General features: G+C 39.9%; 12 protein-coding genes. 4 read left to right on the top strand and 8 right to left on the bottom strand.

Features of this window, described 5'->3' with window-relative positions; translation table 11 throughout:
• Positions 1 to 121 precede the first annotated feature (121 nt).
• Genes MKL35_RS07985 through MKL35_RS07970 form a run of 4 tightly spaced genes read right to left on the bottom strand, consistent with a single transcriptional unit; the run spans position 122 to position 6,340 of the window.
• The gene (locus MKL35_RS07985) at positions 122 to 3,280 is read right to left on the bottom strand and encodes an efflux RND transporter permease subunit (protein ID WP_006581052.1); all 3,159 of its coding nucleotides are present in this window, start codon (positions 3,278 to 3,280) and stop codon (positions 122 to 124) included.
• On the bottom strand, positions 3,270 to 4,478 hold the full coding sequence (locus MKL35_RS07980) for an efflux RND transporter periplasmic adaptor subunit (protein WP_032012189.1): 1,209 nt from the start codon (positions 4,476 to 4,478) through the stop codon (positions 3,270 to 3,272). Before MKL35_RS07980 ends, MKL35_RS07985 begins: the two co-directional genes overlap by 11 nt.
• Positions 4,478 to 5,887: a TolC family protein gene (locus MKL35_RS07975; RefSeq protein WP_050598874.1), complete on the bottom strand. Its 1,410-nt coding sequence runs from the start codon at positions 5,885 to 5,887 to the stop codon at positions 4,478 to 4,480. The genes MKL35_RS07980 and MKL35_RS07975 overlap by 1 nt, the downstream gene beginning before the upstream one ends.
• A 57-nt stretch (positions 5,888 to 5,944) precedes the next feature.
• Positions 5,945 to 6,340, bottom strand: coding sequence for a cation efflux protein, CzcI-like (locus tag MKL35_RS07970; protein ID WP_333725604.1), 396 nt, complete (start codon positions 6,338 to 6,340; stop codon positions 5,945 to 5,947).
• Between the two features lie 153 nt (positions 6,341 to 6,493).
• On the opposite strand from MKL35_RS07970, the gene MKL35_RS07965 reads away from it, so the two are divergent.
• Complete coding sequence (locus tag MKL35_RS07965) at positions 6,494 to 7,186, top strand: hypothetical protein (protein ID WP_065286488.1); 693 nt, start codon at positions 6,494 to 6,496, stop codon at positions 7,184 to 7,186.
• 331 nt (positions 7,187 to 7,517) lie between these two features.
• Entirely contained in the window at positions 7,518 to 7,898 is a 381-nt protein-coding gene (locus MKL35_RS07960; protein WP_004711619.1) for a tetratricopeptide repeat protein, read from the top strand.
• A 43-nt stretch (positions 7,899 to 7,941) separates the two neighbouring features.
• Here MKL35_RS07960 and ettA read toward each other — a convergent pair whose 3' ends face one another.
• Both ettA and MKL35_RS07950 read right to left on the bottom strand, forming a co-directional pair.
• Positions 7,942 to 9,603: an energy-dependent translational throttle protein EttA gene (gene ettA / locus MKL35_RS07955; RefSeq protein ID WP_002052196.1), complete on the bottom strand. Its 1,662-nt coding sequence runs from the start codon at positions 9,601 to 9,603 to the stop codon at positions 7,942 to 7,944.
• Between the two features lie 220 nt (positions 9,604 to 9,823).
• Positions 9,824 to 11,545, bottom strand: coding sequence for a thiamine pyrophosphate-dependent enzyme (locus MKL35_RS07950; RefSeq protein ID WP_065286487.1), 1,722 nt, complete (start codon positions 11,543 to 11,545; stop codon positions 9,824 to 9,826).
• A gap of 254 nt (positions 11,546 to 11,799) precedes the next feature.
• On the opposite strand from MKL35_RS07950, the gene MKL35_RS07945 reads away from it, so the two are divergent.
• Together MKL35_RS07945 and MKL35_RS07940 are read left to right on the top strand one after the other, a co-directional pair.
• Positions 11,800 to 13,083: an O-acetylhomoserine aminocarboxypropyltransferase/cysteine synthase family protein gene (locus MKL35_RS07945; protein WP_009499606.1), complete on the top strand. Its 1,284-nt coding sequence runs from the start codon at positions 11,800 to 11,802 to the stop codon at positions 13,081 to 13,083.
• Positions 13,084 to 13,357: 274 nt separating this feature from the next.
• Positions 13,358 to 14,248 (top strand): SDR family NAD(P)-dependent oxidoreductase, encoded by an 891-nt coding sequence (locus MKL35_RS07940; protein ID WP_004711613.1) that lies wholly within the window; start codon positions 13,358 to 13,360, stop codon positions 14,246 to 14,248.
• A gap of 68 nt (positions 14,249 to 14,316) precedes the next feature.
• Here the strand turns inward: MKL35_RS07940 and MKL35_RS07935 are convergent, their stop codons facing one another.
• Together MKL35_RS07935 and MKL35_RS07930 are read right to left on the bottom strand one after the other, a co-directional pair.
• Positions 14,317 to 16,506, bottom strand: a complete 2,190-nt coding sequence (locus tag MKL35_RS07935; RefSeq protein WP_032012183.1) for a bifunctional SulP family inorganic anion transporter/carbonic anhydrase — start codon at positions 16,504 to 16,506, stop codon at positions 14,317 to 14,319.
• Positions 16,507 to 16,806: 300 nt separating this feature from the next.
• Positions 16,807 to 19,158, bottom strand: a complete 2,352-nt coding sequence (locus MKL35_RS07930) for a Tex family protein (RefSeq protein WP_032012182.1) — start codon at positions 19,156 to 19,158, stop codon at positions 16,807 to 16,809.
• Positions 19,159 to 19,476: the final 318 nt, after the last annotated feature.

The following is a 19,476-nucleotide window of genomic DNA, read 5'->3' as shown; positions in this document are numbered from 1 at the left end:
CCTTATTATTTATCTTTATGGTGAGGTAAAGATAACGATGGAAACATCACTATCTTTACCTCTTTCAAACACTTTTTTGAATTGACGCTGTCATCAAAAAAGATATCTCAAAACGATGACATTATGAATGCTCAGCGCTTTTCGCTTTGCTTTCATTCATCCATCGATAAATGACCGGTAATAAAACCAAAGTTAATATCGTAGATGAAATAATGCCACCGATTACGACCGTTGCCAAAGGTCGTTGCACTTCGGCTCCAGTTCCTGTTGCCAAAGCCATCGGAATAAAACCAAGTGAAGCAACAAATGCTGTCATTAATACTGGACGTAATCGTAATACCGCTCCTTTCCAAGTTGCTGCATGAACATCTAAGGTCGTTCTCAGCTCTTTAATAAACGTGAGCATGACCAAACCATTTAATACTGCAACACCCGATAAAGCGATAAAACCGACCCCAGCAGACATAGAAAGTGGTATATCTCTCAGCCATAAAGCCACTAATCCGCCAGATAAAGCGAAAGGAACTCCACTAAATACCAGTAAGCTGTCTTTAAAATTACTGAATACGGCCATGAGCAACACAAAGATCATGATGAGAGCCATCGGCACGACGATTTGCATTCTTGCTGTAGCAGAAGCAAGATTTTCAAACTGTCCTCCATAACCTAACCAGTAGCCGCTAGGTAGCTTTTGCTGTGCCAGTTTGCTTTGCATCTCTTGTACAAAAGACCCAAGATCACGATCACGCACATTTGCTGTCACAATGACGCGGCGCTTACCATTTTCACGACTTACTTGAGCAAGGCCTAGAATATTCTCAACCTTAGCGACGTCTTGTAACTGAATCAGACCACCATTTGGTAAGCGAATCGGTAACTGAGCTAACTGCTGAGGCGTACGCATGTTTTCCTGCAAACGAATCACAAAATCGAAACGTCTATCACCCTGTAAAATTTGCCCTACACTCTGCCCTCCAATACTGGCAGCCACGATATCTTGAATAGATTTGACTGATAGACCGTATTGGGCAGCCAATGCATGATCAACATCTACATTCAGTAATGGCAAACCGTCAGTCTGTTCAACTTTGACTTCACTGGCACCCGGAATGCTACGTAGCTGTTGAGCTATTTTTTCCGCTTCCTGATTGAGAACCTGCATATCGTCCCCAAAAATTTTCACCCCAATATCACTACGTACACCTGAAATAAGCTCATTAAAACGTAGTTCAATCGGTTGTGAAAATTCACTGTTATTACCAGGAATCTGGTTCACGAACTGCAGCATTCTGGCACGCAGTTCATCTATCGTTTCTTTAGGGTTTGGCCATTGATCGTGTGGTTTTAATAAAACAATACCATCGGAAATATTAGGAGGCATGACATCTGTAGCAACCTCGGCTGTTCCTGTTCTTGCAAAAATGGCTTTAATTTCGGGAAAAGCTTTCAATAACTGCTTTTCCACATTCTCCTGAATCTTAAGCGACTCTTCTATGCCAGTGCTCGGTGCACGCATGAGTTGCAGTGCAAAATCACCTTCACTTAACTGAGGTGCGAACTCACTACCCACTCGTGTTGCAATTGCACTTGTCAAAATCAAGATGCTGACTGCTGCTGTGACAACAACATATCGGAAGGCATAAGCCTTATCGAGTAAGCCTGCATAACCTTTTTTCAAGGTCATCATCCAGCGGCTTTCTTTTTCCTTCACCTCACCCGTAACAAACAAAGCAACAGCTGCCGGCACAAAGGTCACAGATAAAATAATTGCTCCTAATAACGCTAAAACGACGGTCATTGCCATAGGATGGAACATTTTTGCTTCTACGCCTGCTAAAGCAAAAATTGGTAAGTACACGACCATAATGATGATCTGACCAAATATTAATGGACGTCGTGCTTGTTTAGCGGCTAGAAATACCTCTGTAAAACGTTCTGAACGTGTTAGTAAACGACCTTTTAAATGCTGCGCTTCAGCTAAACGCCGAATACAGTTTTCAACAATAACAACTGCTCCATCGACAATGATCCCGAAGTCTAAAGCTCCCAAACTCATCAGGTTGGCACTGATTTTTTGTTCTGCCATGCCCGTTAAGGTAAAAAGCATTGCCAATGGAATAATACAAGCAGTGATTAAAGCGGCACGAAAGTTTCCTAAAAAAATGAACAGGATAACGATGACTAGAATCGCTCCTTCAATCAAATTTTTAGCTACTGTTTTAATTGCTTTATCTACGAGGCTACTACGATCATAGACTGTTTCAATCACCACACCCTGAGGGAGTGATCTTTGGATTTCCTGAACTTTTTGATCAATCGCTTTGGCAATGGTTTTACTGTTTTCACCCATCATCATCATGGCGATACCTAAAACAGTTTCCTGTCCATTATAGGTAGCACCACCAGTACGCAAATCATGACCAATCGATACTGAGGCCACATCAGCAACCCGTATAGGCAAACCGTTTTTCGTGGCGACCGTAACGTTCTGGATATCTTGTATCGACGTCAGCATACCCGGAACACGAACTGTGAGTTGCTGACCATTCTCTTCAATAAATCCGGCACCGCGATTTTCATTGTTATTTTGAAGCGCATCTTGTAAATCGGTGAGAGGAATCTGCAACTGTTGTAACCGCGTTAGATCTGGTGAAACCACATAAGTTTTGTTGTATCCACCAATGCTATTAACCTCGGCTACCCCTTGTACACGTTGTAACTGGGGCCGAATAATCCAGTCTTGAATTTCACGCAGATCCATTGCGCTATAGGCTGAACCATCTGCTTTTTTAGCATTAGGTTCCGCTTTTACCACCCATTGATAAATCTCACCAAGTCCAGTTGAAATTGGAGACATTTGTGGATCAATACTATCGGGTAAAGCACTCTTAGCTTCTTGTAAACGTTGATTAATGAGTTGCCTTGCCCAGTAAATATCTGTGCCATCTTTAAAGATAATCGTGACCTGAGAAAGACCATATCTGGATATTGAACGAGTCTGTTCCAGATTTGGAATGCCAGACATGGCATTTTCAATCGGATAAGTAATCCTTTGCTCAACTTCCGGTGCTGTAAAACCATTAGCCTGACTATTGATTTGTACCTGTACGTTGGTGATATCTGGCACGGCATCAATTGAAAGTTTCTGGTAGCTATAAATTCCGACACCAATCCAAGCAATGACAAACATCATGACCCAAATGGCGTTATTAATTGAAAACTGAATGATCCGATCAAACAAACCTTCAGCCGCTGGCAAATCAGGTTTATTAATGTCCATGCTCAGCCTCCCCTTTTTCAAGTTCGGACTTGAGCAAGAAACTACCTTGAGTCACATATTGCTGCTTTTCAGTAATTCCGGATTTAACCTCAACCCATTGCGCATCTGAAGAATAATTGCCTAACTCTACAGCAACAGGAGCAAAATGAATTTTGTCCTTCTCCGGTTTTGCAACAAAGATTACATTCTTTCCATCAATCTGTTGTACCGCTGCCTTGTTAACTCGTAATACAGTCGCTGCATTATTTTGTTTCAGTAATACATTGACCATTAAATTAGGACGTAATTCTTTTGAAGGTGTCAGCACCTTGGCACGAACCTGTAAACGACCAGTTTGACTATCCGCTTCTGACGTTAAACTTTGTACCTGCGCTTTAAAAATATTGTTCGTTTGCAGCGATTTAAATTCAATTTCCTGATTAGGCTGAATATTGGTATTTGTACTTGGCAACACAAACTCAACCCATAGCTGATCTAGACGATCAATAACAAATAACTGTTTTTCAGGGCCAATTTGCTCACCAATCACAATATCTTTACTGCTGATTACACCGCTTAAAGGTGCAGTTAAAACATATCGACCTTTACTTGAGCGAGTCGCTCCCAAGGCACTTAAACGGCTATTTGCAGCTTGTACCTGAATTTGCGCTTGACGATAAGCATTGTAAGCACGCTGATAATCTTGACGTGCTGAAACACCTTGCTCCCACAATTGTTTTTCACGCTGATAATCTTGCTGAGCTAATGTTAGCGCTTCTTGCGCCATGCTTAAGTTAGCTTGTTGATCGACCAAATCTGGTACAAATAAAGTCGCAAGCGCCTGTCCCTTTTCAACTTGTTGTCCCAGCGCAACATTTACACTATCCACTCGGGCAGAAAATGTTGAAGAGACATGTGCTTGCTGGTCTGTATTTACAACAAGTTTGGCAGGGTATGAGAGATTCTGCTCAACTTCTCCGCGCCCTACTTGCTCTAACTTCACACCATATTCAACCAGTTGCTTAGAAGTGAGATTTAAACTTCCTTCCTCTTTTTCAGTCTCTCCATGACCCGCTTCACCTTCTGCATGCCCTTCTTCACTTTTTTCAGTAGTGGACTGCTTTTTCCCTGAGAAAAATAACCAAGCACTTAAAGCAAGACAAGCAATCAGCAGCGAAAGAGCAATAACCCATTGGTTTTTTATTTTTTTAACTGACATTACTCTGCCCCTCCAACTGTTGGCAACTTATAGGTGTCTTGCCATAAATTTTGATTAATTTGATTTAATGCATCTCCGGACATCACCATATTTGGATCGATCCCGAGAGCTAAACTTTCAGCCTCAATTGCTTTTTGCCAAGCAGATTTAAGGAGTTGAACTTTCTTCAATCTTTGTTCTTGTAATTGCAGGGTAGATTGCTGAACATCAGTAATTGCAAATTTACCGACTTTGAAGCCAAGCAACATTTTCTCCTGTACCGTCTCTGATAAAGGAATCTGTTGTTCATTCATCAAGTTATATTGTTGCTTCAAACCAGCCAGCTCGTACTGTAGAGTACGAATAGAATCTAGGCTTTGCTTTTTATAAAAACTTTGCTGCTGGGCAATTAAATCAAGTTTGCTTTGGGCAATTTTCAGGGCATATTGCTGGCGATTAAAAATGTTTAAAGGAACCGCAATACCTACTCGAATCTGATTTTCGGTACTGCTCGTTTCTGCGGTTTTGCTACGAACCACGCCCATATTTACGGTAGGTGTTGGACGATTTTTTGCTTTTAAATAATTAATTTCAGAATTTTGTTGGATGGCTTGAAGTCGCATGGACTGTTCTAACAAATTCTGTTTTAAGTATTGATCGATGTCACCTTCATTTTTTAAAGGCCACGCACTTTTTATATCTGGACGTAAGGTGAAGTTATCTTCAGTCTCACCCCATAAGTTCGCCAATTTTCTTTTGGCACTACTTAGTGATAATTCAACTTCCTGATATAAACGTTGGTTTTCAACATGCGTCATTAAAGTCCGGTCTAAATCAACCTGAGCAATACTACCGGCCTGAAAGCGTAAACGAGTAGCATCTAAAAGGTTCTTACTCGTTTTTAATTGTGCTTTGGCAACTTCATGTTCAAGTTCCAAAATCGAAACTTGTGACCATAAATATTTGACAGCAAGCTTCAGTTGAGCCTCATATAAAACCTGATTTAACACAACTTGATTTTGCTGGACACTTGCCAGTTTTTTTGCTGCGGAACGTACACCAAAAACATCTAGTTTTTGCGATATACCAAGTTCTAGTTCCTGATCTTTTCCAGATTTAAAACCCGTTTGCTGTACAGAAACCGTCGGATTTTCCCATAACTGGCTCTGTCTGATATTGCTCTCTGCGATATCTTGTTGAGCTTGCCAAATTCCTGTTTGTGTCTGAAATTGCTTAACCTGCTCTAGTACTTGCTCAAACGTTAAAACATTCTGTACACGTTGCGGTTGAGTATTTTCAGCAAGGTTTTGATTTGAATTAGCCGCAGTTGTTACAACACTAGTTGAAAGCGCAACTGCAACAACTAATGATTTAAGTATCCAAGATGAGCTCATACTAACGAAACGTTTTTCGTATATAAAAATAGACATAAAGTAACCCTATGAAATAAATAATATTTCTGGTGGGTTATTTTTCGGCTACCCCACCTATAGCAGGGTTAAAACAGGAGGCGGGTCTTGTTTAGAGATATGAGGAGACTTATAAGAATTAGACCAATAATATTGTTGTTTTGGCTCAGATGACTGTATTAACGGTGAAACAATTTTTTCTTGTGCTTCTACAATCACAACATGAAAACATGAAGGTAAATGATCATGATGATCAGACAAGTTCAAAGGAGCTTTGTGACTAATCCCTTCAACCTCAGTCTTTTCAGTATGGCTATGCTGTGAAGATTCATAACTCAAAGCAGCATGATGTCCAAAATGATGTAATGCTTTTTCCTGATTTTCATGGGCGCAAAATGCCGCTGCCACATTCCATAAACTTTGGAATATAAGCAAACAGAATAAGACGGACATGAAAAGTGCAGAACGTGGCAACAGCACACCATTAAACTAAAAAGTTGAACAAAGCCACTATAGCAGGCTCCCGCCATGTAATAAAATTACAAAACATTGAATTATAGGTTCACTTTCTTACTTAGAAATTTTCCAAATTTTTCTGCATAAAAGAATTTTTTTAGAGCAATATGTATGTATAAAACTTTAACTACTTTTATATTAGTAACTTGCCTCGGTTTAAGCGGTTGTGCAACTACAATGTTGTCCAATACCCTTCCTAGCGAAACAACCGAAGTTAAGACAAATATTTTAAAAACTGATCAGATTATTGCACTCGGGCAAGCCGTTAAAGATGACCAAAAACAAGGTATTGTCTTTGTTGGTCAAGACTATAATTACTTAATGACTGATGGTAGTTCTGAATTTTTAAAGATTATTAAAACTATACCTGCTAATGACAGAACACTTAATATCCCTTCCCCTCTTATACTCACTATGGAAGATGCAAATCATTTCAATGGTGTAATCCAAGTTCGCTATAACACCCAATTAGGAAATCTCAACGAAAAACAAAAAGATATGTTAAAAAAATTGGGGTTTAGAGAAAATTTTAATGCAGTACTAGAGCAACAAAAAAATCAGTACCCATATATTAATATTTTTTTCAAAGGCCAACTGTATGAAGCTAAAAACCCAAAAGATATACAGCAAAAATTAGAAAAACCATATGCCGTTGAACTACAAGAAAAAATTGAAAAAACAACGAAGCACCCGTTTAAAAGCGCTACTCGCAAAGTACTCTATCCATTAGCGATGACTTTTGATGTAGTAACTATTTATCCGTTATTAATTTGGTCTGATTTAAGAGGCGATTTTAATAAATAAAAAACTTTTTACTTAAATACAAAACCAGCTTTAAAGCTGGTTTTGTTTAAAAAAATTTCTTTTGTTTGATATTGATAACTCTTATTGAATTCTTCGCATTCCCAAAAAAATTATATTCTAGTTTTAAATTTACTCAAGAGAGTCTTTGTTTACCTATAAATTTCGCTAAGCGTAAAAACATCTGTAACTTTTATGTAAGCTAAAACCTCATCATTTTTCATCCAAATGCGCTATATCACATTTACAAAATAAAACATAAGATTTCAATATAAGGGACTAGCTTAAAAGTGTGAGTCAATTCAATCAGATTGAGGAACAAGGGGAGACTATCATGGATATGAAAACAATCAAGCATGGGCTTAATCACTTGTTTGCCTTTGAAAACTTACCAGCCGATATGCATTCACAAGCTGAGGATGAAATTGAACAAGGCTTACGCTTTGAAGAGTTAGCCGTACAAGATCATGAACGTATGCAAAATTGGCTAGATATTACCCCAAACGACCGCAATGCGATGTGGTGTTACCTCCGTGCAGCTTTAAGAGGTAATGCTGACGCTTCTTTTAAACTTGGTATTGGCTATTTAAATGGTCAATTTGGTTTAGATAAAAACTACACTGAAGCTGAAAAGTGGTTAAACAAAGCAGCAAGTCAAGGTCATCCCGACGCTGAACGTTGCTTACAAGAAGCTTTCAGTAAACTTGCCTTCTAATAAAAAAACCAGCCCTTAGGCTGGTTTTTCAATTTAGGTGTAATTAGCCACCAATTTTTTTGTATTTCTTACGATGTGGTTGAGCATCATCACCAAGCTTAGCACGGCGATATGCTTCAAACTCGGTATAGTTACCTGTATAGAACTCTGGTTGCTCATCTTCAAATGACAAGATGTGAGTTGCAATACGGTCAAGGAACCAACGGTCATGCGATACAACCATTACCGTACCAGGGAATACCAAAATTGCATCTTCCAGTGCACGTAAAGTTTCTACGTCCAAGTCGTTTGATGGCTCATCCAGTAAGATAACGTTTGCACCTTGCTGTAAGATTTTTGCAAGTTGTAAACGGTTACGCTCACCACCTGACAATTCACCTACGCGTTTTTGCTGATCTTGGCCTTTAAAGTTAAAGCGACCAATATAAGCACGTGATGCAATTTCATAATCGCCCACTTTCAAGATATCTAAACCGCCAGAAACTTCTTCCCAAACTGTTTTATTATCATCTAAAGTGTCACGAATCTGACCAACATAAGCAACTTTAACCGAATCACCCAGTGTTACAGTACCAGTGTCAGGTTTTTGCTCGCCTGTCATCATGCGGAATAAAGTCGTTTTACCCGCACCGTTAGGACCTACAATACCGACAATCGCTGCTGGTGGTACCGTAAATGACAAGTTTTCGTAAAGTAAACGGTCACCAAATGATTTACTGATGTTCTCTACTTCAACAACCTTGTTACCTAAACGTGGACCAGGTGGAATATAGATTTCAGAGGTCTCGTTACGCTGTTGGAATTCGCGTGAGTTAAGTTCTTCAAAACGCTCCATACGCGCTTTGTTTTTCTTTTGCTGACCTTTCGCATTTTGACGAACCCATTCAAGTTCTTTTTTCAATGCTTTAGCAAAAGATTCTTCTTGTTTCTGCTCTTGTTCTAAACGAGCATTTTTTTGCTCCAACCAAGAAGTATAGTTACCTTGGTAAGGAATACCATGCCCACGGTCAAGCTCTAAGATCCACTCTGCAACGTTATCAAGAAAATAACGGTCATGCGTAATCGCAACAATTGTACCAGGGAAGTCTTTTAAGAAACGCTCTAACCACGATACAGACTCTGCATCCAAATGGTTCGTCGGTTCGTCAAGAAGTAACATATCTGGTTTAGAGAGCAATAAACGGCAAAGTGCTACACGGCGGCGTTCACCACCTGAAAGCTTACTTACGTCTGCATCCCATGCTGGAAGATTCAAGGCATCTGCCGCGATTTCAAGCTGGTTATTTAAGTTGTGTGCATCCCAAGCATGGATAATTGATTCTAATTTTTCCTGCTCTTTTGCAAGCGCATCAAAATCTGCATCTGGGTCTGCATATTCTGCAAATACCTGATCAAGACGTTCTAAAGCATCTAGAGCTTCACGTACGCCATCTTCAACGTTACCACGAACGTCTTTAGTTGGATCAAGCGGCGGTTCTTGCTCTAAATAGCCGATTTTAATTCCAGGTTGTGCACGAGCTTCACCAGAGAAATCTTTATCTACGCCAGCCATAATACGAAGCAAGGTAGATTTACCCGCACCGTTCAAACCGAGCACACCAATTTTGGCACCCGGGAAAAATGATAAAGAGATGTCTTTTAAGATTTCGCGCTTTGGCGGAACCATCTTAGACACTCGGTTCATCGTATAAATATATTGGGCCACGCAGGACTCCTCAATTGAAAAACCAACAGATCGCAATGAGCGAAAAATAGTAGCTATTATATGCTGAACGCAGCAAAAAAATAAGGCGTGATTAAGTTTAATCGTTTTTTATAACTGATAAATGACGTCAAAATTGTTTCCTGATATAAAAAATGCATGATCTTGAATCATGCATTTTTCGCTTATTACACTGCTTGAAGATGAGCTCTTCTACATAGATTTATTTAATAAAATTATTGACTAACAAATTTTTAACATCATCTACCCGACCCGACATTAACGCTTTAATCGCATAGAGAGAGGTTGAAGAAACCTGATTCAGGTTAGGATCTGGCGGCATTACCAGCTCCATCGGATTGGTATGCACATCGAGTAAAGCAGGACCATCGTGTTTTAAAAAACTTTCCACTGCCTGTTCTAACCCGTTACCATGCGTTATCGTTTGTCCATGCAAACCAATTACGCGAGCAAGCTGACCGAAATCAGGATTGAGCAGGTCAGTATAATGGTCGAGCAAACCTTCCACTTTTTGTTCAAGCTCTACAAAATTGAGCGAACTATTATTAAATACCACAATCTTGATTGGCAGTTTTTCTTGAATTGTGGTGAGCAGATCTCCCAGTAACATGGCTAAGCCACCATCTCCACATAATGCAATGATCTGGCGGTTCGGGAATGCTTTTTGGGCTCCAAGTGCCTGCGGCATGGCATTGGCCATAGTGCCATGTAACAAACTGGTAAAGGTTCGACGTTTTCCATTTACATCAATATGCCTTAATACCCATACCATCGGTGAGCCACCATCTCCGAAGAAAATTGCATCTTGATCTGCATAACGGTTGAGTAAAGACACCAGATATTGTGGATGAATCAGCCCATCTTTACCTACCCGCTCTTCTTTACGTCGTATTTCATCGCTCTCATGTTTCAACGCAAGACAATGATCTAGAAAATCACGCTCATGACGTGTTTCAAGCAGTGGCAATAATGCATCGAGTGTAGATGAAATTTTACCCACGGCACCTAATGTAATCGGATGGCGACGCCCCAAATGGGTCGGATCAATATCAATTTGCAAGATTTTGGCATGGCTTGGATAATACTGTGCCCATGCAAAATCGGTACCTAGCAAAATCAGCAAATCGCAATCCATGACGGTGTGATAACCCGCTTTATTACCAAAAATACCCGTCATGCCCATATTGTATGGATTGTCGTATTCGACAAAATCCTTAGCACGTGAAGTATGTGCTACAGGAGCTTTTAACTTCTCTGCAAAAGCCACGAGTTGGTCATGCGCATCCTCACACCCAGCACCTGCATAAATTCCAATTCTTTGATGCTGTGAAATCAGGTGAACAATCTGGTTGAGTTCGGACTTATTCGGCAAAATATCGGGATTTGTTTGGCGCGGTACAAAGGGTAGACCCGCCTCAGCCGACGCTGCACTGATATTGGCCGGAACAATAACCACCGCGACACCACGTTTGGTCAGCGCAGCCTGACACGCCATGCTCATAATATGTCTGGCTTGTGAAGGTTGGGTAATCTCTTCACAAAAAACCGAATTTTTTGCATAAACCGATTTAAAATCGACATATTGTGGAAAGTCGACAAATCCTGCCATCTCGGTAGAAATCTGGCTTGCAATCAAAATGACTGGCGCACGATTACGATGCGATTCATACAAACCATTAATGAAGTGTAGGCTTCCTGGCCCACACGATCCTGCACATGCCGTCAAGTGACCACTGAGTAAAGCATCTGTACCGGCTGCAAAACCACCAACCTCTTCGTGGCGCACATGAATCCATTCAATTTTACTCTTAGACATGGAGTCAGTGACATGGTTTAAGGTGTCACCCACAATACCGTAGCAACGTTGAACACCTGCTTGTTCCAGCACCTCAATGATAATATCAGATACTTTTTGAGTACTCATTATTTCACTTCTCCAGCTTTTTTATCATGAATTGAATTACTTGTACTTTTATAGTGTTCTTGCGGACGGCAGACCGCCAGTAAGTTTTTGTGGCGTTCTCTCAACTTCATGTAAATTTAATTGAGTGATTCGAAAAAAATAAAATAAGCTCTTTTATACTTAAAAATGCTGAACTTTACATAAAAATATCTAAATCATGAATAAAGAGTATGCTAAAAAATCTGGATTATTCTTTAACCACTTCGATGATAACAATGTCAAATACATACCGAGACGAAACCTTAGCCATTCACGCAGGCTACACTCCTGAAGCAACAACAAAAGCAGTAGCTGTTCCAATTTATCAAACAACTTCATATGCATTTGATAATACCCAACACGGTGCAGACCTTTTCGACTTAAAAGTTCAAGGCAATATTTATACCCGTATTATGAACCCGACCACTGCTGTGCTTGAGCAACGCCTTGCTGCTCTCGAAGGTGGCATTGGTGCTCTAGCTTTAGCATCCGGAATGGCAGCAATTACCTATGCCATTCAAACCATTACTGAGGCGGGAGACAATATTGCTTCAGTCTCAACTTTATATGGCGGTACATACAACTTATTTGCCCATACGCTGCCAAAACAGGGAATCGAAGTCCGCTTTTTCGATTATCAAAAACCCGAAAGCTTACGTAACTTAATAGATGATAAAACTAAGCTTGTTTTTGTCGAGTCAATTGGTAACCCGCTCGGCAATATCATCGATTTAGAAGCAATTTCAAAAATCGCCCATGAATATGGTGTACCTGTCGTTGTCGATAACACGGTTGCCACCCCTGCTTTATTAAAACCATTTCAATATGGGGCTGATATCGTTATCCATTCGCTTACTAAATATATTGGTGGTCATGGTAATAGTATTGGCGGTGCAATCGTCGATAGCGGTAAATTTCCTTGGGGTAAATATCCAGAACGTTTTAAAGTTTTGAATACACCTGACCCAAGCTATCATGGTGTGAACTATGTCGAAGCATTAGGTGAGGCAGCTTATATTGCACGAGCTCGCGTTGTGCCATTACGCAATACAGGCGCAGCTATTAGCCCGCTCAGTGTTTTCTTAATTTTACAGGGTCTCGAAACTCTAAACTTACGCATTGAACGTCATACTGAAAATGCTCAGAAAATTGCGGAATATTTGCAAAACCATCCGAAAGTAAAATGGGTCAATTACGCAGGTCTAAAAGATCATCCACAACATCAACTTGCACAAAAATATGTAAAAGGCAAACCTTCTGCAATTTTATCTTTTGGCGTTCAGGATGGCCGTGAAGGCGGTACTCGTTTTATTGATGCACTAAAGTTATTTACCCGTCTTGTGAACATTGGCGATGCGAAAAGTTTAGCTTGCCACCCTGCAACCACAACTCACCGCCAGCTCAATGAACAAGAACTAAAAGCTGCCGGCGTAAGTGAAGATATGGTTCGCCTATCTATTGGTATTGAGCATGTAGATGACCTAATTGCCGATTTAGAACAAGCACTTTCATCTGTATAAATTTTAAACTCATCTATCAAGCCTCTGGAATATAGAGGCTTTTTTATTTTTTAAGTCATTTAACCATTAAAAATAATTAATGGATTAGGGTAATAATTTAGAGTTTTTACTCTAAATAAATTGTTAAATTTCATATATTTACACACTAGACAATTTTTAAACATCTATTAAGATAGGGCAATATTTAGGAGTTCATCAGGATGAACCAACGGTTGTAAAAATAAAAATTACATACCGGAATAAATAGCCCCTGCCCCTACTTAGGTAAAATGCTGTGAATAAAAAATTAGAAGCTCTGTTCCAGGAAAAGGTACAAGGTAAAGTCATTTTAGTGACAGGGGCCTCAAGTGGAATCGGTTTAACGATTTCCAATAAACTTGCTGACGCTGGTGCGCATGTTTTACTGGTTGCCCGTACTCAAGAAACATTAGAAGAAGTCAAAGCAGATATTGAAAGCCGTGGCGGTCAGGCATCAATTTTCCCATGTGATCTGAACGACATGGAAATGATTGATCAGGTTTCTAAAGAGATTCTAGCTTCTGTCGATCATATTGATATTTTAATTAATAACGCTGGTCGTTCTATTCGTCGTGCTGTTCATGAATCTTATGATCGTTTCCACGATTTTGAACGTACCATGCAATTGAACTATTTCGGCGCTGTGCGTTTGGTTCTTAATATTTTACCGCACATGATTCAACGTAAAGACGGACAAATTATTAATATTAGTTCAATCGGTGTATTAGCCAATGCAACACGCTTCTCGGCTTATGTCGCTTCTAAAGCTGCGCTTGATGCATTTAGCCGTTGTCTATCTGCCGAAGTTCATGCCCATAAAATTGCAATCACCTCAATTTATATGCCTTTAGTGCGTACTCCTATGATTGCGCCGACTAAAATTTATAAATATGTACCGACTCTATCACCTGAACAAGCAGCGGACTTAATTGCTTATGCGATTGTGAAACGTCCGAAACGTATTGCCACAAACTTAGGCCGTTTAGCTTCTATGACGTATTCGGTAGCACCTGGCATCAACAACATGTTTATGTCGATCGGTTTCCGTCTATTCCCAAGTTCAGATGCAGCAAAAGGTAAAAAGACTGAGAAACTAAATTGGGCACAAAAAGCTTATGCACGTCTTTTCCCTGGTGAGCATTGGTAATCCGCCATATTAAGGTTATTTAAAAATAAAAAAGCGCCTCTCATTAGGCGCTTTTTTATTAATCCTATTTAAGTATCTAAAAATTCAACATGCCCTGTTTTAACATCATAAATCGCACCAATAATTGCAATCTCACCACGATCTAGCAGGTCTTTCAGTACTGTGCTGTTATTAATAATATATTGAATATTGTAGTGAACATTCATTGCTGTCACCTGATTAATAAAAGCTTTGTTTAACTCACGTGGCTGCATAATGTCATATACACTTTCTACCGAACGCATGAGTGGGCCAAGCACATATTGAATATGCGGCATTTCTTTGACATCAGAAACTTGCTTTTGCTGTAAACGTAGCTGACATGCACTGGTCACTGCACCACAGTCTGTATGGCCTAAAACTAAAATGACTTTTGAGCCTTTGGCCTGACAAGCAAACTCAAGTGAACCTAATACCTTTTGACCTGCAATATTACCGGCAATCCTTAAACTAAATAGATCACCAATCCCTACATCAAAAATCATTTCAGTTGGAGCACGAGAATCCATACATCCTAAAACAGCCGCAATCGGATGTTGGCCTTCATCTGCGGTGACACGAATTTGACGGTAAATATCGCGTTGTAAACGTTCATTTTTCACAAAGCGTTCATTACCTTCCTTAAGTAAGGTAACCACCTGCTGCGGACTTAATTTGCGCTGTAAATCTCTGGTACTAATGTAGATATCAAGAACTGCATCATCTATTTCTTCATAGTGCTGCTTAAACCCAATGAGTTTGAGATCGACCTGACGCTTAACTGCAGTTTCATTCTGATAATCTTGAATGACCTGATAAATATCGGGATCAATCGAGTCGCATTGAGTGGCATCAATAATCAACTGCTGATCTTTATGAACATGCTCTAATGCAGAAATGAGCGCTGAACGATTCAGAAAAGTGACCTGTGATGGAAGCTCAATACGCGTCACAATTCCATGTAAATGCTTTTCTTTATATACGCGAACTCCTTTATTAAAGTTGCCATACAAAATAAATGCACTACTGGTAAATAGACCTACCAAAATTCCGGTTAACAAGTCTGTCAGTAAAATTGCAACGAGAGTGATAATGAAAGGTAAAAACTGTTTCCAGCCTTTTTGATAAAGCTGTTTAAATAATTTTGGATGAGTCAGTTTAAAACCAGTCACAATTAAAATCGCTGCGAGTGCAGACAATGGAATCATGTTCATGAGTTGAACAAAGAATAAAACAGCTAGCAGCAATAATATGCCGTGAATAATTGTTGAATATTTACTCCGCGCACCTGTATTGGCATTTACAGAACTACGGACAATGACTGAAGTCACTGGCATTCCGCCAATTAAACCTGAAACAATATTCCCCGCACCTTGTGCCCACAGTTCACGGTTAGGTGGAGATGAACGCTTTTGAGGATCAAGTTTGTCTGCGGCTTCTAAGTTTAGTAATGTCTCTAAAGACGCCACAATCGCGAGTGTAATTGCTCCGGTATAAATCAATGGTTCAGCCAGATAGCTAAAGTCTGGAAAAACCAATACCTCTTCTGGTGCTTGTAATATATTTGGTAGTTGAATCAAATTATTGGTTTGGACTGCCCAAGATGAGCCAATATTCATTAAGACAAAATTTAAAACTGCAGCAATGACTACAGCAATTAAAGCTGAAGGTAGTGCTAATTTTTTAAGTGGGCTGCTGTCCCAAGCTAAAATTAAAAATAAGCTCAGCAGTCCAATCAACGCCGCGCCAGTGTCAAACTTTTGGATAAGCGTATCTGGTGTAGCAGTCCAAACGTCTTTCCATGAAAAATCAGTCAACCCAAATAAATACGGTAGCTGCGTCACAATAAGAATGGCACCAATGGCAGCCAGTAATCCTAAAATGACATTGTTTGGAATAAAGTTGGCAAAGAAACCCAACTTAAATACACCAAACAGAATTTGTAAAATTCCTGCAAATACAATACACAATAAAAAGGCGGCATAATTGCCGCCTAATTGGTCGAGTTGTACAAGGATGACCGCAGTCAACCCTGCTGCTGGGCCAGAGACACTGATGTGAGAACCGCTCAGCAGGCCAACAATAATTCCACCAACAATTCCGGCAATAATACCAGAAATGATTGGAGCACCTGAGGCTAAGGCAATACCCAAACATAAGGGTAAGGCCACGAGAAATACGACCACTCCCGAAAGAAGATCGTTTAAATGAAATCTATTTTTCAGTTCTAAAGCCGGCATAAAAACAACCATTTATAATATAAAAAAACAATCAATTTTTAATATAACTGCCTGAAAGTGATGAACTTACCTCAAGGCTTTATCGATATTGTCTGACATCGGGAAAGGGTTAAAGTTGAGTTATGCTATAACGTTGTATAATTGATTGTAGATTTCACACCGTTTTTGTTGATCTTAAGATTCACCTCATCTTTACCACTGCGATTTCTGAAAAACCGAATTTCACAATTTCTAAAGCAAACTTTAAAAATAATAAAAAACCTCCCGTTTGGGAGGTTTTTTTAGATGTTCTAAAGGCTCTTATTTAGAACCTTTAATTCCAGCTTGCAGTAACAATGCACCAAACCCACCAATTTTTTGCTCTTGAGGTTTCTCTTGCTTGCTACGTTGTGGACGTTCAACCTGATCTTTACGTGGTTGTTGAGGACGCTTACCTTGCGGCTTACGCTCAGAACGCTGTTCGTTATTTTGCTCACGACGCGGTGGACGCTGTGCCTTAACAGGCGCGGCACCTTCTGCACGCATACTCAAGTTCACACGGTTACGCTCAGCATCAACTTGCATCACACGCACTTGTACGATTTGACCTGGTTTTACCACTTTATGCGGGTCAGAAACGAATTCATTCGCTAATTCAGAAATATGAACTAAACCATCTTGGTGTACGCCAATATCAACAAAAGCACCAAAATTCGTCACATTCGTTACAACGCCTTCAAGCTGCATACCTTCAGTCAACTGAGCAACTTCAGTAATGTCTTCACGGAATTTAGCTGTGCGGAATTCTGGACGTGGGTCACGTCCTGGTTTTTCAAGTTCTGCTAAAACATCCTGAATAGTCGGCAAACCGAATTTATCATCAACAAACTCTTCTGCTTTCACCTGACGAATAATTTCAGTATTACCAATAATGTCTTTAACAGTTGTCGCTTTTGCTGCAACAATTTTCTCGACAAGACCGTAACTTTCAGGGTGAACAGCAGAAGCATCTAAAGGCTCTGAACCATTTTGAATACGTAAGAAACCAGCTGCTTGTTCAAAAGTACGCTCGCCTAAACGTGGTACGCTTTTCAACGCTTGACGGTTATCAAAACGGCCATGCTCTTTACGGTATTCAACGATTTGCTGAGCAATTGCTTTGTTTAAACCTGCAATGTAAGCCAAGATTGCTGGTGAAGCAGTATTTACATCAACACCAACAGCATTCACACAGTCTTCTACCACTGCATCAAGCGTTTTTGCTAAACCAGTTTGATTTACATCGTGTTGATACTGACCTACACCAATCGATTTCGGGTCAATCTTCACAAGTTCAGCAAGTGGGTCTTGTAAACGGCGCGCAATAGATACTGCGCCACGAATTGAAACATCAAGCTCTGGAAGTTCTGCTGCAGCAAGTTCGCTTGCAGAGTAAACAGATGCACCTGCTTCGCTTACAGTCACACGTGTTAATTTAAGGTCTGTATTTGCAGCCATCATTTCTGCAACTACAGCTTCTGTTTCACGGCTCGCAGTACCGTTACCAATCGCAATAAGCTCGACACTATATTCACGGCATAGACGTGCAAGCTCAGCAATAGAGCCTTCTTTGTCTTCTTTAGGCGCAAATGGGTAAATCGTGCTGTGAGCAAGTACATCACCAGCATCGCTTACAACAGCCAATTTCACACCAGTACGAATACCAGGGTCAACACCCAAAGTCGTACGGCTACCCGCTGGTGCAGATAACAATAAATGACGAAGGTTTTCAGCAAATACCTGCATTGCTTCTGCTTCGGCAGCAAGACGTTTTTCTGTCAGTAATGAATGCTCGATTTGAGGACGAACTTTACCTAACCAGAATAATTTTGCAGTTTGCTTCAAGAAGTCTTGGCGAGCTTGTGGCTGAATTTGATCTAGGTTGTATTCAGTTTCAATACGTGCCAATGGTGCATCATCTTCACCATCTACTTTTAAACCAAGTACGTTTTCTTGACGGCCACGTAACATTGCCAATAAACGATGAGAAGGTAATTTGTTGAGGCCTTCAGAAAATTCAAAGTAATCGCGGAACTTTTTGCCCACTTCTTTCTTTTCTTCAGAAGCAACAGTACTTTTTAGCACTGCTGTTTTTGCAAAAGTCGCTTTTAATTCTGTAGTCAACGCAATGTTTTGTGCCCAATCATCAATCAAAATATGCTGGATTGCGTCTAACTGACTTTCTACATCTGGGTAGTCTTCATGACTAAAACCAGCTAATGCTTCTGTCGGATCAATTTGTTCTGAAATAATTTTTTCGGCAATTGGCCCCAGACCCGCTTCTTTCGCCTTGAAAGACTTGCTCGTACGTTTAGGACGGTACGGCGCATAAATTTCTTCTAAAGCATTTTTTGTTTCGGCTGCATTCACCCGCGCCAACAAGTCATCATTCAATTTATTCTGTTCTTGCAATGACTGAATGACCTTTTCACGGCGCTCATATAAATCACGTAAATACGCTAAACGAGTATCTAATTGGCGTAACTGCGTATCATCTAAACCTTGTGTTACTTCTTTACGGTAACGGGCAATGAATGGAACACTGGCACCTTCATCAATTAAGCGGATGGCAGCTTCTACTTGGTTTGGACGTACGGCAAGCTCACTTGCCAACTGCTGAACTAAGTCAGTCATCGTGTTTGATCCCACAAGGATAAAGTTTAAAAGCACTGATTATAAAGACCAAGACTATAAAATCCACACTTGTTTGCGTATTCAAAACGTTTTTTTGTATTGACTGTGAATTTTTCACATTCTTTACTTCATAAAAAACGTTTTAGCTATTCATTTTGGTCTTCAAACCCATATTTTACTTTTTAAAAAATCTGAAATTTATAGGATATCCGTTAAGTAAAATGAAATTTTTAATATAAATTACGAGAAAATGAACATATTGATACAGTATCAGAATGAACAAAATTATAGTTTTTCTTATCTGTCTAAATAGATTAT

This window comes from Acinetobacter sp. AOR41_HL, assembly GCF_027854645.1.
Taxonomy (GTDB): Bacteria; Pseudomonadota; Gammaproteobacteria; order Pseudomonadales; family Moraxellaceae; genus Acinetobacter; species Acinetobacter nosocomialis.
Note: the sequence above shows the minus strand (reverse complement) of the source record. Positions and strands in the feature narration are given on the sequence as shown.